Origin of the sequence: Nocardia sp. NPDC004068 (assembly GCF_042874315.1) — a bacterium.
In the GTDB taxonomy this organism is placed as follows: Bacteria; Actinomycetota; Actinomycetes; order Mycobacteriales; family Mycobacteriaceae; genus Nocardia.
Map to the genome: position 1 here is coordinate 80841 of NZ_JBIAMW010000019.1, position 16559 is coordinate 97399.

The 16559-nt window shown below is 67.6% G+C and carries 16 protein-coding genes; 8 read left to right on the forward strand and 8 right to left on the reverse strand.

Translation table 11 applies throughout. The annotated features are described in order from the left end of the window. Positions 1-6: 6 nt before the first annotated feature. On the reverse strand, positions 7-1227 hold the full coding sequence (locus tag ACFYTQ_RS33680; RefSeq protein WP_387369649.1) for a helix-turn-helix domain-containing protein: 1221 nt from the start codon (positions 1225-1227) through the stop codon (positions 7-9). Between the two features lie 127 nt (positions 1228-1354). Between ACFYTQ_RS33680 and ACFYTQ_RS33685 the strand changes: the two genes are divergently transcribed. Together ACFYTQ_RS33685 and ACFYTQ_RS33690 are read left to right on the forward strand one after the other, a co-directional pair. Beyond that, positions 1355-2932: a sigma-54-dependent Fis family transcriptional regulator gene (locus ACFYTQ_RS33685; RefSeq protein ID WP_387369651.1), complete on the forward strand. Its 1578-nt coding sequence runs from the start codon at positions 1355-1357 to the stop codon at positions 2930-2932. A gap of 105 nt (positions 2933-3037) precedes the next feature. After that, positions 3038-4591, forward strand: coding sequence for an aldehyde dehydrogenase family protein (locus ACFYTQ_RS33690; RefSeq protein ID WP_387369653.1), 1554 nt, complete (start codon positions 3038-3040; stop codon positions 4589-4591). Positions 4592-4658: 67 nt separating this feature from the next. On the opposite strand, the gene ACFYTQ_RS33695 is transcribed toward ACFYTQ_RS33690, so the two are convergent. Continuing rightward, positions 4659-5573, reverse strand: coding sequence for an alpha/beta hydrolase (locus ACFYTQ_RS33695; protein WP_387369655.1), 915 nt, complete (start codon positions 5571-5573; stop codon positions 4659-4661). Between the two features lie 227 nt (positions 5574-5800). Here ACFYTQ_RS33695 and ACFYTQ_RS33700 point away from each other — a divergent pair, with 227 nt between their 5' ends. After that, entirely contained in the window at positions 5801-6094 is a 294-nt protein-coding gene (locus ACFYTQ_RS33700) for a putative quinol monooxygenase (protein ID WP_387369657.1), read from the forward strand. Positions 6095-6110: 16 nt separating this feature from the next. On the opposite strand, the gene ACFYTQ_RS33705 is transcribed toward ACFYTQ_RS33700, so the two are convergent. From ACFYTQ_RS33705 to ACFYTQ_RS33730, 6 genes are all read right to left on the reverse strand, one after another. Then, positions 6111-7232, reverse strand: a complete 1122-nt coding sequence (locus ACFYTQ_RS33705) for an NDMA-dependent alcohol dehydrogenase (protein WP_387369659.1) — start codon at positions 7230-7232, stop codon at positions 6111-6113. Between the two features lie 129 nt (positions 7233-7361). Further along, positions 7362-7715, reverse strand: a complete 354-nt coding sequence (locus ACFYTQ_RS33710) for a hypothetical protein (RefSeq protein WP_387369661.1) — start codon at positions 7713-7715, stop codon at positions 7362-7364. Between the two features lie 3 nt (positions 7716-7718). Beyond that, entirely contained in the window at positions 7719-7853 is a 135-nt protein-coding gene (locus tag ACFYTQ_RS33715) for a hypothetical protein (RefSeq protein WP_387369663.1), read from the reverse strand. A gap of 65 nt (positions 7854-7918) precedes the next feature. Beyond that, entirely contained in the window at positions 7919-9406 is a 1488-nt protein-coding gene (locus ACFYTQ_RS33720) for an aldehyde dehydrogenase family protein (protein WP_387369665.1), read from the reverse strand. Between the two features lie 41 nt (positions 9407-9447). Continuing rightward, on the reverse strand, positions 9448-9900 hold the full coding sequence (locus tag ACFYTQ_RS33725; protein WP_387369667.1) for a nuclear transport factor 2 family protein: 453 nt from the start codon (positions 9898-9900) through the stop codon (positions 9448-9450). 168 nt (positions 9901-10068) lie between these two features. Further along, positions 10069-10824, reverse strand: a complete 756-nt coding sequence (locus ACFYTQ_RS33730; RefSeq protein ID WP_387369669.1) for an IclR family transcriptional regulator — start codon at positions 10822-10824, stop codon at positions 10069-10071. Between the two features lie 137 nt (positions 10825-10961). On the opposite strand from ACFYTQ_RS33730, the gene ACFYTQ_RS33735 reads away from it, so the two are divergent. The 5 genes from ACFYTQ_RS33735 to ACFYTQ_RS33755 all read left to right on the forward strand — a co-directional run bounded on the left by ACFYTQ_RS33735 (position 10962) and on the right by ACFYTQ_RS33755 (position 16555). Continuing rightward, positions 10962-11936 (forward strand): LysR family transcriptional regulator, encoded by a 975-nt coding sequence (locus ACFYTQ_RS33735; RefSeq protein ID WP_387369671.1) that lies wholly within the window; start codon positions 10962-10964, stop codon positions 11934-11936. A gap of 149 nt (positions 11937-12085) precedes the next feature. After that, positions 12086-13552: an aldehyde dehydrogenase gene (locus tag ACFYTQ_RS33740; RefSeq protein ID WP_387369673.1), complete on the forward strand. Its 1467-nt coding sequence runs from the start codon at positions 12086-12088 to the stop codon at positions 13550-13552. Next, the gene (locus tag ACFYTQ_RS33745; RefSeq protein ID WP_387369675.1) at positions 13549-14703 is read left to right on the forward strand and encodes a CaiB/BaiF CoA transferase family protein; all 1155 of its coding nucleotides are present in this window, start codon (positions 13549-13551) and stop codon (positions 14701-14703) included. Before ACFYTQ_RS33740 ends, ACFYTQ_RS33745 begins: the two co-directional genes overlap by 4 nt. A gap of 157 nt (positions 14704-14860) precedes the next feature. After that, on the forward strand, positions 14861-16012 hold the full coding sequence (locus ACFYTQ_RS33750; protein WP_387369677.1) for an acyl-CoA dehydrogenase family protein: 1152 nt from the start codon (positions 14861-14863) through the stop codon (positions 16010-16012). A gap of 39 nt (positions 16013-16051) precedes the next feature. Continuing rightward, entirely contained in the window at positions 16052-16555 is a 504-nt protein-coding gene (locus tag ACFYTQ_RS33755; protein WP_387369679.1) for a MaoC/PaaZ C-terminal domain-containing protein, read from the forward strand. Positions 16556-16559: the final 4 nt, after the last annotated feature.

Consider the following 16559-nt stretch of genomic DNA (forward strand, 5'->3'; position numbering starts at 1 on the left):
CCGGCGTCAATCCCGCAGCTGCACGAGCATGAGCGCCGCGACCACGCTCGCGGCATTGTCGGCCAGCGGTGCGGGCAGCAGCTGATCGGCGCGGGCCAGTCGTCGCTCGATCGTGTTGCGGTGGGTGAACATTCGCTCCGCGGCGGCGGAGGCGTTGAACCGTTCCCGGACGTAGGTCAGCACGGTCCGCCGCAACACCGGGTCGGCGGTCGCGAGGTCGCCCAGGGTGTCGGCGACGAACTGATCGGCCTGTGCCATATCGGCGGTGAGCACCGACACCAACGCGACGTCCTCGTACCGGACGACCGAGCGCGCCGAGCCCAGCCGCGCCAGCAACCGTTGCGCGGACGCGGCGTCCAGGTGGCTGCGGCGGAATCCGTCGAGATCGCGCCCGGACCGTCCGAACGCGACATGGATCCCCGGGCGGGCGGCCAGTTCGGCCTCCGCGGTCTCCGCCGCCGGGACCGTATCCGCCGCGACCCACACCCACAGCGCGGTCGCGCTCGCGTTCAGGGTGATCCGACGCCGGGCCGCGCACATCTGCATCACGATCTCGGCGGCGGCGTCCAGTCCCGCGGACTCGTCGGGGGTATCGCTCCAGATGATCGCGGCGACATGGCTGCCGGTCAGCGGGTACCCGAGCCGCGATTCGGCCCGCGCCCGGGCGATCGGCGCGCCCTCGAGCAGGAGTTGGACCGTGGCGTGCCGCTCCGCGCTGGCCCCCCGCGCGAGATCCGCCCGCTCCCGCTCGACATACGCGTCGAGCGCCGCGATCGAATCGTCGATGAACGTCGCCATCGACCGCTCGGACACCTTCATCAGGTCGCGGAGCTCGTCCACGACGGTCGTCTCCGCGAAACACGCCTCGACCCACATGTCCCACGCCCCGTGCTGCGCGCCCCGCCACGAACCGAGGTCGTGCGTGTCCAGCCCGCGGCGCACCAGATCCCGCGCGAATTGCAGAACCTCCGGATCGAGACACGGCCCGACCCGCGCCCCCGGATCCTGCAAGGTGGCCGACAACCAGTGCAGCAGATACGCCTTGCTCATGTGCCGGTCCGCCGCCACCAGCTGCGGATCATCCAGCATCGCGCGATATTCGGCTCCCCGGTGCGCCGCCGCCAACACCTCCTCGACCGCCGCGTTCGTCGAGGCCAGCAAACGCTCGGCGACGTTCCGCATCAACTGTGCGGTCCGCTGGCTCGGTCGCGGCCATGCTGAATCCACCGTCGCACTGTAGCTCGAACGCTCCGGTTCCGGATTCCGCTCCGACGCCTCGGTGTATCAGGCACGATGGAGAAAATATGATGTTCAACGCCTTGGTCGACGGCCGGGGCGGGAAGGTGGTGTTCTCGTGCAACAAGCGGAGATCACCTCGTCGTGGGCGCGATCCCGATTGCACGGCCTGGGCGAGGACTCCGAACCGTCCCTGATGTCCGAGGACGTCGATCCCGAGGGCGGTCTCGCGCGGGCGGCGGGCCGCGCATTACGGCAGGCCGCCGCCGAACTCGACGGCAGCCCCGTCGCCCTGGTGCTCGCCGACCACGCCGCCCGCGTGGTCGACCTGCGGTGTGCGGACGCGACGATTCGCGGCGCCTTGGACGAGCTGGGAATCGGGCCGGGAGTGCGGCTCGGCGAGGATGTCATCGGCACCAACGCGCTGGGCACACCGGTGGAGATCCGCCAGGGCCTGCTGGTCCGGGGGCGGGAGCACTACTCGGCGGCCTTCCGCGACTTCACCTGTTACGGGCATCCGATCTTCCACCCGGTCACCCGCAGGTTGGAAGGTGTGCTCGGCATCGGCGGCCTGATCGACGAGGACGATCGGCTCCCCGTACCGCTGGCCCGGCGGATGGTTCGCGATATCGAGGACCGCCTCCAGACCCGCTCGCCGCGCGCCCAGACCAGATTGATGAGCGCCTTCCAAGCGGCGTCCGCCCGGCGCGGGCGCTGCGTGGTCGTCGTCGGGGACGGCGTCGTCCTGGCCTCGCCGTCGGCGCTCGATCTGCTCGAAGCCCCGGATCACGCGACCGTGCGCGCCTGCGCCGACGGGGTCCGCGCCGGGGGAGAGCGCAGTGTCCCGATCACCCTGACCTCGGGCCGCCGGGTCCGGTTGATCTGCACGCCGGTCGAGCGCGCCGACGGCGTCCTGATCGATATCGTCACCGAGAAACCCACCGCCGCAACGGTTTCCGTGATCGGCCACCGGCGGGCGCGCTGGCCGCTGATCGTGGTCGGCGAACCGGGCAGCGGCCGCACCACCGACGCCCGGCGAACCGCGGGGCCCGGGGCGACGACTCTCGACGCGACCGATGTCGTGCTGCGCGGCGAATCCGCGTGGGCCGGCGACCTGCGGGCCGCGCTGAACAGCGACGGACCGGTCGTGATCGTGGAGAACATCGACCTGCTGTCCGAGCGGATGACGGCGCTGCTCACCCGCCTGGTCCGCACCACACCACGACCCGTCGTCCTGACGTCCACTCCGGGCGACCACCTCGACGATGTGCACGCCCCGCTCCTCGCCCTGTGCAACGACCGCCGGGATCTGATCCCCCTGCGGCGGCGCCGCCACGAGATCCCGCGCCTGGCAGAGCAATTCATGGCCGAGCTGTCGGCCCCCGGCCGGGTCAGATTGACCGCGGAGACGTTGCGTGTGTTGGCCGCGCAGCCGTGGCGCGGCAATATCGCCGAACTTCGCCGAGTCGTCGAGGCCGTCGCCGGGGTGCGGACCGCCGGAGATGTCATTCCGTCCGATCTCCCGGCCTCCCATCGCGGCGGCCACGGCGTCGTGTCGCCGCTGCGGGAGGCGGAACGGGACGTCATCGTCGCCGCGCTCGAGGCCGCGGGCGGCAACAAACTGCGGGCGGCGCGCGCGCTCGGCATCAGCAGGTCGACGCTCTACAACCGGATCCGGGCCCTGCGCATCGCCTGAATCCCCGGCTGTCCGATTCTTGGACATTTTCCCCGGTCGCGCCCTCTTACGGTCGAGTCGTGGCCGAACGCATCGGCCGGCACGGTCAGGGAGCTGGAGGTGAAGATGACCGCGACATCGACCGAACAGGTCGCCGTGGATCGGAACGGAGTTCCGCACTACCGCATGTTCATCGGCGGGGAATGGGTGGAGTCCGAGGAGATCATTCCGGTGATCGATCCGGCCACCGAAGAGGTGGTGTGCACGGTCGCCCGGGCCGACACCTCCCATGTGGACGCGGCGGTGGCGGCCGCGAAGCGGACACACGAGTCCGGGGTGTGGCGCGAGACGGCGCCCGTCGAGCGGGCCGCGGTGATCGACCGGGTGATCGCCGCACTGAGCGCGCGGATGGAGGAGTTGGCGGCACTGAGCAGCCGCGAGACCGGAATGCCGGTGCGCGTGGCGGGCGCGATCGGCGTCGGCTTCCCGATCGTGCACCTCGGGCACTACGCGGAGCTGACCCGCACCTACGAGTTCGAGCGCCCGGGCCCGGTCACCGGTCAGGTGCTCTCGGCGAGTTTCATCCGCAAGGAGCCCCTCGGTGTCTGCGCGGGGATCGTGCCGTGGAACTTCCCCGCCCTCATCGCCGTGTGGAAGTCGATTCCGGCGCTGGCCGCGGGCAATACCGTGGTGCTGAAGACCGACGAGAAGACGCCGATCTTCGCGCTGGAACTGGCCGGGATCCTGCGCGAGGCGGGCCTGCCGGACGGCGCGTACAACGTCGTCGTCGGCGACGGCCCGACCGTGGGCCGACACCTGGTGAAGCATCCCGACGTGCGGCTGGTGTCGTTCACCGGTTCCACGGCCACCGGCCGTCAGGTGATGGCCGACGCGGCGGGCAATGTCAAGCGGGTGCTGCTCGAGCTGGGCGGCAAGGGCCCGAACATCGTGCTCGACGACGCCGATCTGACCGCGGCGGTGGACGGTTCGATCTACGCGTTCCTGCTGCACGCCGGTCAGGCGTGCGAATCCGGTACCCGGCTGCTGCTCCCCGCATCACTCCACGACGAGTTCGTGACCCGCTTGATCCAGCGGCTGCGCACGCTGAAGATCGGCAATCCGCTCGACCCGGCCACCGATATCGGCGCGGTGATGAGCAAGGCCCAGCACGAGCGCATCCTCGGGTACATCGAGAAGGGCAAGGCCGAGGGCGCGACCGTCGCCTACGGCGGTGGCGTACCGGCCGGCACCGAGTTCGAGAAGGGCTACTGGATCGAGCCGACGGTGTTCACCGGGGTGTCCAACGACATGTGTATCGCCCGCGAGGAGATCTTCGGTCCGGTGCTGTCGGTGCTGAAGTACGACTCGGTCGACGAGGCGATCAAGATCGCCAACGACACCGAATACGGCCTGGCCGCGGCGGTGTGGAGCCGCGACAACCAACGCGCGCTCGAGGTCGCCCGGCGGATCGAGGCGGGGTCGGTGTGGATCAACGACTACCACAACATCTCCCAGTACCTGCCCTTCGGCGGTTACAAGCAGTCCGGCACCGGGCGCGAGCTGGGGCCCGACGCCCTCGGGGAATTCACCCAGGACAAGGGGATCACCATCGATCTGTCCGGTGATGTGAGCCGTCGCGCGTACGGTCTGGTCCTGGGCACCCCGCCCGCCGCGGACTAGCAAGCCGCGAAAACGCCCGCCCCCCAAGAGATTTCGGGGGGCGGGCGTCGGATACCTGCTGCCGTGATCAGCCCGCGAGGTTCTTGCCGAAGAACTCCGTCAGCTTCTCCACGGCCGGGGTGACGTACTCGTCCCGGTCGTACAGGTCGATGTGGGACGCGCCGTCGACGACGAACAGTTCCTTCGGCTCGGCCGCCTTCTCGATGGCCTCGTCGCTGAAGTACTTGGTGTCGGCCTTCGATCCGGCGATCATCAGCAGCGGCCGCGGCGCGATCATGGCGATCTTGGCGAAGGCGTCGAAGTGGGCGATGCGGTCGATGCTCTGCAGCGGCCACTTGTTCTCCGACCGCGGGTGCTGTGCGCGCGGGGTGCGGTAGTAGTCGTGCGCCTCGCGGAACAGGTCCGGCGCGTCCTCAAGCCCCTCGGCGGTCGGCGGCGCCCAGATCTGGTAGGTCGGCTCCGCGCCGCGCGCCGCCGCCGTGCGCAGCGCGCCCGCGGCGTCCAGCATCTCGTCCAGCACCGACGGATCCTGGGTGCGGCCCAGGCCGTTGGACAGGTAGTCGCCGATGTCCAGGGCGCTCACGGTCGCGACGGCCTTGATGCGGTGGTCGGTCTGCGCGGCGAACGGGACGTAGCCGCCGGAGGCGCAGATGCCGAGCGCGCCGATGCGGCCGGCGTCGATGTCGTCACGGGTGGTCAGATAGGTGACCGCGGACTTCACGTCCTCGGCGCGCTGGAAGGGATCCTCCAGGAAGCGCGGTTCGCCCTCCGACTCGCCCTGATAGGCGGCGTCGAACACGAGCGCCGCGTAACCCTGCTCGGCCAGCCGCCGCGCGTACACGCTGGCGGTCTGTTCCTTGACCCCGCCGCCCGGGTGGGACACGACGACCGCGGGCAGCCGCTCACCGGAGCGGTCGTCCGGGGTGAACAGGATTCCGGCGAGCCGGAGTCCGTTGCTCGGAAAGCTCACGCTGGTCTGCATGACGGTGGTTGTCCTTTCGGGAGTTGGTCTGCCTCGATGGGCACACAACGAGACTCGCCCCGATGCGGGCCGCCGACAATGGGAGAGATCCTTCCCCGGCAGGACGACGGCCACCCGGCCGGGTTCGATCTTGTCGAATCAGGATTTCGAGACTATTCAATTGGTTCGGGCTGTGATGCAGGTTACTGTCGGAGCATCATTATCGGCTGCTGTCGCAGGAGAATTTCATGGCAATTCAGGTGAGCATCGACATGACCGCGAAAGAGGGATCCTATGACGATCTGCGTAATTGGTTCCTCGAACACATCCCCGGAACCCGCGGCTTCGAGGGCAATATCACCGTGGAAATCGCGCGCAACCAGGACGAGCCGAATCGAATCCTGTTCGTCGAGAAATGGGACAGCCGCGAGCATTTCGAGAACTACCTGGCGTGGCGGGACAAGACCGGTGTGATCACCGAACTCCTCGAAATGCTCGACGGTGACATCACCTTCCGCTACCACGATTTCATCGGAGTCTGACGGAGACGGGCCGGAATCAGCTGTCGTGGACGATGACCCCGCGCAGATTCCGGCCCGCCTTCATATCGTCGAAGCCCTGATTGATCTGATCCAATGAGTACCGCGTGGTCACGAGTCCCGCCAGCTCGAGTTTGCCCTGCTGGTACATCGCCAATTGCGCGGGGATGTCTGCGGTGGGCGCGCAGGCGCCGAACAGCGCGCCCTGCAATCGTTTCTGCGACAGCGTCAGCTCGTGAAGGTTGATATCGCCGTCCTTGACGAAGGTGTCGCCGATTCCGACCGCGACACACGTCCCGCCCTTGCGCACGGCTTGCAGACCTTGGCCGATATGCCGCCCTGTCGTCACACCGACGGTGACGATCGAGGAGTCCGCGCCTTGGCCGTCGGTCATCGACCGAGCGAGTTCGGTGGCCTCCTCGATGGTCGAAACCGCGTGCGTGGCACCGAATTTCAGCGCGGAGTCGCGTTTGAACTCCACCGGGTCGACCGCGATGACCGCGTTCGCTCCGGCGTGTGCGGCGCCCTGCACGGCGTTGATGCCGATGCCGCCGATACCCATCACGATGACGACATCGCCGGGCCGCACCGCCGCGGAATTCACCGCCGCACCCCATCCCGTTCCGACCCCACACCCGGTGAGGACCGCGACGTCGAGCGGAATGGACGGATCGATCCGGATCGCCGACGCGGTCGACACCGTGACGTGTTCGCAGAACGTGCCCAGCCCGGCGAGCTGCCCCACCGGGCGGCCGTCCAGCGACAAACGGAACGAGGTCGGATCGTCGAAACGCGCACCGGTGGCCAGGAACGCGCCGAGATTGCACAGATTCTGCAGGCCCTTCGCACACCAGGTGCAGCGGCCGCAGACCGGCAGAAAGGAGAAGACGACGTGATCACCCTCGCTGAAGCCGAGGGTGCCGGGGCCTACCGCCTCGACGATGCCCGCGCCCTCGTGTCCGCCCGCGATCGGCAGGATGCCCGGCGTCTGGTCCCCGGTGGCGAAATGGTCGTCGGAATGGCACAGGCCGCTGGCGACCATCTTCACCCGAATCTCCCCGGGCCGGGGATCGTCCATTTCCAGTTCGACGATCTCGTATCGCCCTGGAGATTCGAGCAGCACCGCGCCCCGTGTCCTCATCGACCCAACTCCTCCGAAAACAGCCGCCTATTACGCTCATTCGATGGTGTCAGCGGTTGTGGGACAGGTCAATTCGTATTCTTCGAATCGGTGATTCGACAGAATTCAATGGACAGCCGCCGGATCGGTTCACCCGTAGACGACCACACCGCGAATGTTGATGCCCGCGTGCAGGTCCCGGTAGCCCTGCGCGACCTCGTCGAGGGAGTACGTGCGGGTCACCATCTCGTCGAGTTTCAACGCGCCCGCCCGATACAGGCTCAGCAACCGCTTCACATCCCAGTTCCCGTTGGTCGCGCCGAACAGCGAGCCCTGCAACCGCTTCTGCGACAGCGTCAGCTCGTGCGGCGAGATCGGGGCGCCCATGGCCTCGTGCGGGCCGATCGCGGTGACCACGACCGTCCCGGCCTTGCGGATCGCCGAGAAGGCCTCGCCGACCGAATCTCGCGCCCTGGACCGCGCTGGCGCCGATGCCGCCGACACCCATCACGATGACGGTGTCGCAATGCCCGAGGCGACCATCTTCACCTGAAGCTCGTCGGGACGCGGATCGTCGAGTTCCATCTCCACGACCTCGAGGTCTCCGGGCGACGTCCTGATCACCGCACCACGTACCCGCATGACATTTCTCCTTGATTTCCGGTTACACGAGGAGCTGAGTTCGTGGGGTCGTGAGGTATGTGTGATCAGCGATCCAAAAACGTGATGACCGATTTGGTCTCGAGATATTCGTGGATGGCCTCCGGCCCGTTCTCCCGGCCCCACCCCGACTGCTTGAACCCGCCGACCGGCATCTGCACACCGCCCGCCCGGTGCACATTGACGCCGATCCGTCCGCCGCGGAGTTTGCGGGCGATGCGGTGGGCGTGCGCGACGTCGCGGGTCCAGACGCTGCCCGCCAGGCCGTATTCGGTGTTGTTCGCCATCGCGACGGCCTCGTCGATATCGGTGAAGGCCATCGCGCCGAGGACCGGGCCGAAGATCTCCTCGCGGATCATCCTCATCTCCGGGGTGACATCGGCGACGACGGTCGGCTCGAAATAGTAGCCCCGCTCACCGATTCGCTTGCCGCCGCTGACAATTCGCGCGCCCTCGGCGATGCCGCTGTCGACGTAGCCGCAGACGCGGTCGAGTTGCCGCTGGGAGATCAGCGGGCCGAGGTCGGCGTCCGGCTCGGTGCCGTACCCGACCTTCAGAGCACGGCCCGCCTCGGCCACGCCCTGGACGACCTGCTCGTACACCGACTCGTGGACGAACAGCCGGGTGCCCGAACTACAGATCTGGCCGGAATTCCAGAAGACTCCCAACGCGATTCCGGCGACCGCGGTCTCCAGATCGGCGTCGGGGAGCACGATCACCGGCGACTTGCCGCCCAGCTCCAGGGACACCTTCTTCAGATTGCCCGCCGCGGCGGCCACGATCTTGCGGCCCACCAGTGTCGAGCCGGTGAAACTGATCTTGTCGACGTCCGGGTGCTCGACCAGTGCGGCGCCCGCCTCACCGAAGCCGGTGACGATATTGACCACGCCGTCCGGAACGCCCGCCTCGAGCAGGATGCGGCCGAGCGCGAGCGCCGAAAGGGGCGCCAGCTCAGAGGGTTTCAGGACGCAGGTGCAGCCGGCAGCGAGCGCCGGAGCGATCTTCATCGACATCGCGATCAGCGGCCCATTCCACGGCACGATCATGCCGACGACGCCGATCGGCTCGAGATAGGTCGAGCCCTGGAAGCGTCGCTCGCCCGGACCGATGTCCACGGTGCGGCCGTGGATCTTGTCCGCCCAGCCCGCCTGATACCGGAACTGGGCGATCGCCTCGGTGACCATCAATCGCGCTTGCGAGACCGGAAGTCCGACATCCAGACTCTCCAGTCGCGCCAGGTCGTCGATGCGCGCTTCCATCAGCTCGGCCACCCGCCACAGCACGACTCCGCGCTGCGTCGAGGACAACCGGAGCCAGCGCTCGGTGTCGAAGGCGTGGCGCGCCGCCCGCACCGCGGTGTCGACATCGGCGGCGGTCGCCTCGGCCACCCGGGTGATGACGTTCTCGGTTCCGGGGTCGACCACCTCGAAGGTCTTGCCGGACACCGACGGCGCCCACGCGCCGTCGATCAACAGTTCGCCGGGCCGGTCGGCGGCGCCGAGGGCGACGGCCGTCGCCTCCGCGGTCGTGGTCATGGGAATCTCCAACTTCGAATGGGGCTGTGCGACCGGGCTTTTCAGCCCAGGACGTTTTCCTTGAAGATCGGGCTGAGGGAGACGAAACTCGCGAACTCCATCCGCCGGATCCGCCACCCGCCGTCGATCCGAGCGAAGACGAAATCGTAACCGCCGGAGAGCAATTGGTGGATTCCGTCGGAGGTCAACCGGTAGTAGGTCACATCGGTCCGGGCCGTCGCGGTGTCGCCGTCGAACTCGATCACCGGATTGGTGATGTGGTGGTGGCACCGCGGCACCTGCTGCCATACCTTGCGAACGAGTTCACGCACCCCCTCGATGCCCTTGCCCTCGCCGCGCGGCAGCACGTAGACGGCGTCGTCGGCCCAGATGCTCATGAACATCTCTTCGTCGTGTTTATCGATGCCCTGGCAGTACTTCGACATGAGCATCTTGATCTCTTCGACGTCGATGACCCACCGGATCTTGTCCTCGAGGCTGCGCTCGGTACTCATTTCGCTCCTGATTTCCGGACCCCGATCTCGGCGTCGAGGGTGAGCGCCGTCGGCCCGGCGTGAACGTATCGATTTCTGGACACCGAAAGTGTTGTCGTGAGCCTAATCACAGACATGTGCCGATCCAATTGAAAAATCTCGAAGGGGGAATTCGTTGCGGCCGAAGACCTACGGCGAGAACGTCAACCGGTCGGTGATGTGCCGGGCGTGGGCGACGACCGCCTCGGTGATCGGGCCCAGCCGCGCATCGATGCGAGCCGCCGGACCCGCGACGGTCACCACGGCCACGTGCACCCCGTTGCGGAACACCGGCCCGTGCACTCCGCCGAGGTCCGGGGTGGTGTGCCGATCCGCGAAACCGACGCCGTCGCGCAGCGTGCGCGCGAATTCGTCGTGCAGTCGTCGCCGGGTGGCGGCGTCGCCGATGTGGCGGGCGAGGTAGCCGTCCCGAAACGTCGGATCGCCGTAGGCGAGGAAGCAGCGTCCCGCCGACGACGGGTACAGCGCGCGGCGTTCGCCGACGCGCGCCGAAAACCTGATGGCACGGGTGGATTCGATGGCGTCGGCGTACACGATCTGCTCGCCGGCGCGCAGGCACAGCAGGACCGTCTCGTCGAATCGGCGATGCAGTGCCTCCAGATCGGCCCGCGCCGCGTGCTCGACCGAGGCCGACCGCGCGCCGAGCAGCGTCTCGACCGCCGGGCCGAGGGTGTAGACACCGGCGTCGGTGAGATACCCGGCGGCGACGAGACCCTTCGCGAGGTAGTGCACCGACGATCGCGGGGCCTCCAGCGCGGTCGCCAGCTCGGCGAGCGTCATCCCCGCGGGCGTCCGGGCGACGAGTTCGAGGATCGTGACCACGCGCGACACCGTGCGGTGTTCCTGCGGTGCGCTCGGCGCGGCCGTCTTCTGCCTGGTCGTCATCCGGTTGTCCCATCGCCGTTCACATATACGAACACGTCATTCGTACATATAATGTACGATACGGAATCGTAGTGATTCGCGCCACAGAGACGGTGGCGGTGTGATCGAGCTCGAAGGGGTCGACGCCGATCCCGCCGATGATTCGCGAGGTCCGGATGGGAACGTTCAACAGGCTGCACCTGATTCGCCAAGTCGACCTGTTCACGCTGCGGCTGTTTCTCTCGGCCATCGAAGAACGGCAGATAGGTCTCGCGGCGGTCCGGGAGAACATCGCGCCGTCCACGGCCACCAAACGCATCCAGGTTCTCGAGGACATCGCCGGGGTCGAATTGCTCGAGCGCGGGCCCAAGGGCGTGGTCCCGAGCCCGGCCGGTGCGGTACTGGAGCGCTACGTGCGGTCGATCTTCGGCAGTCTCGACGCCATGCGGTCGGAGATCGCGGCGATCACCGAGGGGGTGCAGGGGGAGTTGTCGATCGTGTCGGCGCGCACCATCGTCGTGCCGTTCCTGGCGAGTGAGATCGGCGCGTTCAGCCGGGAGTATCCGCGGGTCGAGGTGGGTCTGCACGAGACCGAGAACGTCCATATCGCGCGGCAGGTCGCCCGCGGCGACGCGGATCTGGGTGTGTTCGCCTCGGCCTGCGATCTGGACCTCGACGGCGTCGACGTCATCCCGTATCGGGAGGACCGGCTCGTCGCGGTGGTGCCCCCGGGGCATCCGCTCGGCGCCGAGACCGCGGTGACCTTCCAGGATCTGGCGTCGGAGCGTCTGATCGCACCGCTCGCCATGGTCGGCGCGTTCCGGGCGGCCGCCAAACGGCTCGGCGGCGAGTTCCGGTCTCCCCATCGGGTGCGCAGCGGTGAGGTCGCGATCGGTCTGGTGGACGCCGGTCTGGGCGTGACCGTCGTTCCCGAATGCCTGCTCGACCACGTTCCGCTGGCTCGGGTGGCGGTGCTGCGGTTCGACGAGTCGTGGGCCATCCGCCGAATCCACATCGCCACCCCGAGCGGTCGCGCGCCGAGCCCGGTGGCTCGGGCATTCATCCAACAACTCGCGGCCCGGGGCGAGGGGGCCGTCGAGGCGATCGAGGAGTCGGCCGCCGCATCGATTTGATATCCGCGCGCGGTTCGAATATCACGAATCGCCGATTTTATTTTCGCCAATTGGAATATCGAAGAATACGCAATAACCTCGGTGAATCGGGGCCGCGGCACTGCCGGGTTCATGAGGCACGCATTGTCGATCATCCCGGGAGCTGACATATGGTGTGGCAAGGCGAATACGATCGCTTGTTCATCGGCGGGCGGTGGGAGGTTCCGTCGACCGACGAGGTCATCGAGGTGATCTCGCCGTACACCGAGAAACCGATCGCGCGGGTGCCGGCCGCCGGGACCGCCGATGTCGACGCCGCCGTGGCGGCCGCGCGCGCGGCCTTCGACCGCGGTCCGTGGCCCCGGATGTCCCTCGCCGATCGCATCGAGGTGCTGGGCAGGCTGAGCGCGGGGATGCGGGACGCGGAAACCCTCATGGCCGAGCTCGTATCCGACGAAATGGGTTGTCCGATAACCCAATCGCATGGCATCCAGGCGGTGCGGCCGCGCCTGATCGTGGACGCGATGATCGACCTGGCGCGGGCGTATCCCTTCGACGAGATCCGCGAGGCGCCCTCCGGGCGGGCGCGGGTCACCCGGGAACCGGTCGGCGTGCTGGCGGCGATCGTCCCGTGGAACGCGCCGCATCTGGTGACGATGATGAAATTGGCCCCGGCGCTGCTGGCGGGCTGCACGGTCGTCCTGAAACCGGCGCCCGAGACGCCCCTGGACGCCTATCTCCTCGCCGAACTCCTCACCCGCGCGGGACTGCCCGACGGCGTCGTGAATATCGTTCCCGCACACCGTGAACCGAGCGAATATCTGGTGACGCACCCCGGCGTGGACATGGTGTCGTTCACCGGATCCACCGGCGTCGGCCGCCGGATCGGCGCGCTGTGCGGCGGACTCGTGCGGCGGGTCGCGCTCGAACTCGGCGGCAAATCCGCCGCGGTCGTCCTCGACGACGCCGATCCGGAGTCGACGGTCTCGGCCCTGCGGACCGGCGCGTTCCGCAATACCGGGCAGGTGTGCAGCGCCAAGACCCGGGTGGTCGTGCCGCGCGGGCGCGCCGCGGATTTCACCGACGCGTTGCGCGCCGCGACCGAGCGCATGCCGGTGGGCGATCCCGCCGATCCCACAACCGAATTCGGGCCGCTGGTCTCGGCGCGGCAGCGGGAGACCGTCGAGCGGTACATCCGGTCCGGGCGCGCGGAGGGCGCGACCGTCGTGCTGGGCGGTGGACGGCCGGCGGGACTGGACACCGGCTGGTTCGTCGAGCCGACCATCTTCGCCGGGGTGCGGCCGGATATGCGCATCGCGCGGGAGGAGATCTTCGGTCCGGTGCTCTCGATCCTGGAATACGACACCGAGGAGCAGGCGATCGACATCGCCAACGACTCGTCCTACGGGCTCAACGGCGCGATCTTCACCGCCGATCCGGGGCGGGCGGTGCAGATCGCCGAACGAATTCGGACCGGGACGGTCGAGATCAACGGCAATCCGGTCGGATTGGCCGCGCCAGTGGGCGGCGTCAAGGACAGCGGCGTGGGCCGCGAACTCGGGCCCGAGGGTTTCGACGAATTCATCGAATTCAAATCCGTGGGTCTGCCGCGCGATCTCGCAATGGAGTGGACATGAGTGAATCGGGCGGCCCGCTGTCGGGCGTCAAGGTCGTCGAACTGGGCGGAGTCGGGCCGACGCCGTTCTGTTGTCAACTGCTGGCGGATCTCGGCGCCGACATCATCCGGATCGATCGGCCCGCCGGATACGACGGCGGCGCACCGATCGAGCCGCGGTTCAATCTGCTCAACCGGGGCAGGCGCAGTGCGGCCATCGACCTGAAGAAGCCGGAAGCCGTTGCGGCCGTGCTGGATCTGGTGCGGCGAGCCGATGTGCTGATCGAGGGATTTCGGCCCGGAGTCGCCGAAAAACTGGGGCTGGGGCCCGACGAGTGCCTGACGGTGAATCCCGGTCTGGTCTACGGGCGGATGACGGGCTGGGGTCAGGACGGCCCGCTCGCGCAGGCGCCCGGGCACGACATCAACTACATCGCGCTGACCGGAGTCCTGCATTCGATCGGGTTCGCCGGTGGCCCGCCCGCCATTCCGCTGAATCTCGCGGGTGATCTGGGCGGCGGATCGCTGTATCTGGCCTTCGGAATCGTCGCGGCCCTGCTGGAACGGCACACATCGGGGCGCGGCCAGGTGGTCGACGCGGCGATGGTCGACGGCTCGGCCTCGCTCATGACGCTGTTCTACGGCATGCACGCGGCCGGATACTGGCGTGACGAGCGCGGGGTGAACCGATTGGATTCCGGCGCGCCCTGGTACAACACCTACCGCACCCGCGACGACCGGTGGCTCGCGGTCGGCTCCAACGAGGCGCGGTTCTGGCGCAACACCCTGCGCGTGCTGGAATTGGACGAGGCCGACATGCCCGATCAGCACGACCGCTCACGATGGCCCGAAATGCACAAGCGCTTGGCCGCGGTGATCGCCACCCGCACCCGGGACGAATGGTGCGCCCTGGCCGAAGGCCAGGAGGTGTGCTTCGCGCCGGTGCTGTCGCTGACCGAGGCGCCGCACCACCCCCACCTGCGGGCCCGGCACACATTCGTCGAGTTCGAGGGCGTGATCCAGCCCGCGCCCGCGCCTCGATTCAGTCGCACGCCGGGTGCGGTGCAGCGCCCCCCGGCGCGGCCGGGCGAGCACACCGACGAGGTACTCGACGACTGGGGCTTCACTCGAGAGCAGGTGGCCGCGTTGCGCGCCGCCGGCGCGATCGCGTAATGCGGTGCGCGGGAAAACCGGGAACACGCTGTTCGAATCCGTCGAATCGTTGATTCGCAACATATCACTTGGATCGCGGGGACCGGCGGTTTAGCCTCGGTGAGAGAGCGTATCCGAAATCGCGGGCCTCATATTTCCCCATTTGGAGCGGAGCGAAATGAATTCGAACTTCCTGACCGACTCGCAGGCCGACTGGCTCGATGTCGTCAACAAGTTCATGGACAATGAAATCACCGTCGAATATGTGCGCAAGTGCGATTACGGCCGGGAATATCCGTACGAGGCGTACGAGAAGATCGCCGCGCAGGGGTGGCTCGGGATTCTGATCCCGGAGGAGGAGGGCGGCTCCGGTGGTGACATCTTCGACTACTCGCTGATGGCCGAGGGACTCGGCAAATACGGCTTCGACTTCGCCTGCTCGGTCCTGGTTCCGACGTTCACCGCGATGAACATCATCAAGTACGGCACCGCGGAACAGAAGGCGCGCTACGTCGAACCGTTCATCGACGGCCGAATCCGGTTCTCGGTGTCGATCTCCGAACCCGACGCGGGTTCGGACGCCTCCAACACCAAGACCCGGGCCCGTCGCGACACGAACGGCGACTGGATCGTGTCCGGTCAGAAGCTGTGGTGCAGCGGCGCCGCGGCCAAGGACACGATCATCGCGATGCTGGTGCGCACCGACACCGGGGACAAGCACGGCGGCCTGTCGGTGCTGTTGATTCCCAACGACACTCCCGGCCTGGACATCCGCAAGCTGCCGACCCTGTCGCGGCACGCGACCGGCACCACCGAGATCTTCCTCGACGATGTTCGCGTCCCCGCCGACGCGCTGCTGGGCGAGGTGGGCCAGGGCTGGAAGATCATCACCGAGCATCTGGAGCTGGAGCGCTGCGCGGTGGCCGCGGCCTATGTCGGCAACGCCCAGGAAGCGGTCCGCGCGGCCAACAAGTACGCCCACGAGCGGGTGCAGTTCGGTAAGCCCATCTACGAATTCCAGGTGCTCAAGCACATGCTGGCCGAGAACCAGACCCGCGTCGACGCGGCCCGGCTGCTGTGCTACCGCGCCGCGCGGATGAAGGCCGCGGGCCTGCCGGCCGCGAGCGAGACCTCGATGGCCAAGCTGTACGGCTCGGAGACCCTCAAGCAGTGCGCGCTGGACGGTATGCAGATCCTGGGCGGCTACGCCAACCTGCCCGAGGCCGATATGGAGCGCTATCTGCGCGAGAGCGTGCAGTCCACCATCGGCGGCGGCACCTCGCAGATCCAGCGCACCATCATCGCCAAGTCGATGCGCCTGTCCGCGTAAGCGGAAACGCTTGTCCCGCAATACTTCTGGAGGAGATCGATGGTAGCCGTCAACAATCGTATCGATATGCCGCTCGACGAGATCGAGGTCGGCACGATCTTCCGCTCGGGCGGGCGGACGATCACCGAAACCGATGTCGTGAATTTCTGTGCGCTGACCGGCAATTGGATCGAGATCCACTCGAATGTGCACTACGCCGCGCAGACCCGGTTCGGTGAGCGGATCGTGCAGGGCTCGCTCACCTATTCGGTGATGACCGGGCTGATCCAGTTCGGCCCGTCGATTCAGGCGAACTACGGCATCGACAACCTGCGGTACCTGAAGCCGGTGATCATCGGCGACACCATCTACGCCACCGCCGAGGTGATCGGCAAGAAGGACAAGGACGACAAGTTCGGGGTCGTCACCTTCCTGATGAAGGCGCTCAACCAGGACGGCTACGTCGTGCAGAAGAGCGAGTGGAGCCTGTTGATGCTGCGCAAGCGTGCGGATCTCGACGCGCTGGTCGGCTCCTCCGTCCCCACCGAACGCCCGAAGGACTGATTCC

What these genes read in the sequence shown, in the direction of transcription:
- ACFYTQ_RS33705 (WP_387369659.1), bottom strand. Translation starts at nt 7,232, where the DNA reads ATGAGGACACGGGGCGCGGTGCTGCTCGAATCTCCAGGGCGATACGAG.
- ACFYTQ_RS33695 (WP_387369655.1), bottom strand. Translation starts at nt 5,573, where the DNA reads ATGCAGACCAGCGTGAGCTTTCCGAGCAACGGACTCCGGCTCGCCGGA.
- ACFYTQ_RS33745 (WP_387369675.1), top strand. Translation starts at nt 13,549, where the DNA reads ATGAGTGAATCGGGCGGCCCGCTGTCGGGCGTCAAGGTCGTCGAACTG.
- ACFYTQ_RS33700 (WP_387369657.1), top strand. Translation starts at nt 5,801, where the DNA reads ATGGCAATTCAGGTGAGCATCGACATGACCGCGAAAGAGGGATCCTAT.
- ACFYTQ_RS33690 (WP_387369653.1), top strand. Translation starts at nt 3,038, where the DNA reads ATGACCGCGACATCGACCGAACAGGTCGCCGTGGATCGGAACGGAGTT.
- ACFYTQ_RS33735 (WP_387369671.1), top strand. Translation starts at nt 10,962, where the DNA reads ATGATTCGCGAGGTCCGGATGGGAACGTTCAACAGGCTGCACCTGATT.
- ACFYTQ_RS33730 (WP_387369669.1), bottom strand. Translation starts at nt 10,824, where the DNA reads ATGACGACCAGGCAGAAGACGGCCGCGCCGAGCGCACCGCAGGAACAC.
- ACFYTQ_RS33720 (WP_387369665.1), bottom strand. Translation starts at nt 9,406, where the DNA reads ATGACCACGACCGCGGAGGCGACGGCCGTCGCCCTCGGCGCCGCCGAC.
- ACFYTQ_RS33755 (WP_387369679.1), top strand. Translation starts at nt 16,052, where the DNA reads ATGGTAGCCGTCAACAATCGTATCGATATGCCGCTCGACGAGATCGAG.
- ACFYTQ_RS33725 (WP_387369667.1), bottom strand. Translation starts at nt 9,900, where the DNA reads ATGAGTACCGAGCGCAGCCTCGAGGACAAGATCCGGTGGGTCATCGAC.
- ACFYTQ_RS33715 (WP_387369663.1), bottom strand. Translation starts at nt 7,853, where the DNA reads ATGCGGGTACGTGGTGCGGTGATCAGGACGTCGCCCGGAGACCTCGAG.
- ACFYTQ_RS33750 (WP_387369677.1), top strand. Translation starts at nt 14,861, where the DNA reads ATGAATTCGAACTTCCTGACCGACTCGCAGGCCGACTGGCTCGATGTC.
- ACFYTQ_RS33740 (WP_387369673.1), top strand. Translation starts at nt 12,086, where the DNA reads ATGGTGTGGCAAGGCGAATACGATCGCTTGTTCATCGGCGGGCGGTGG.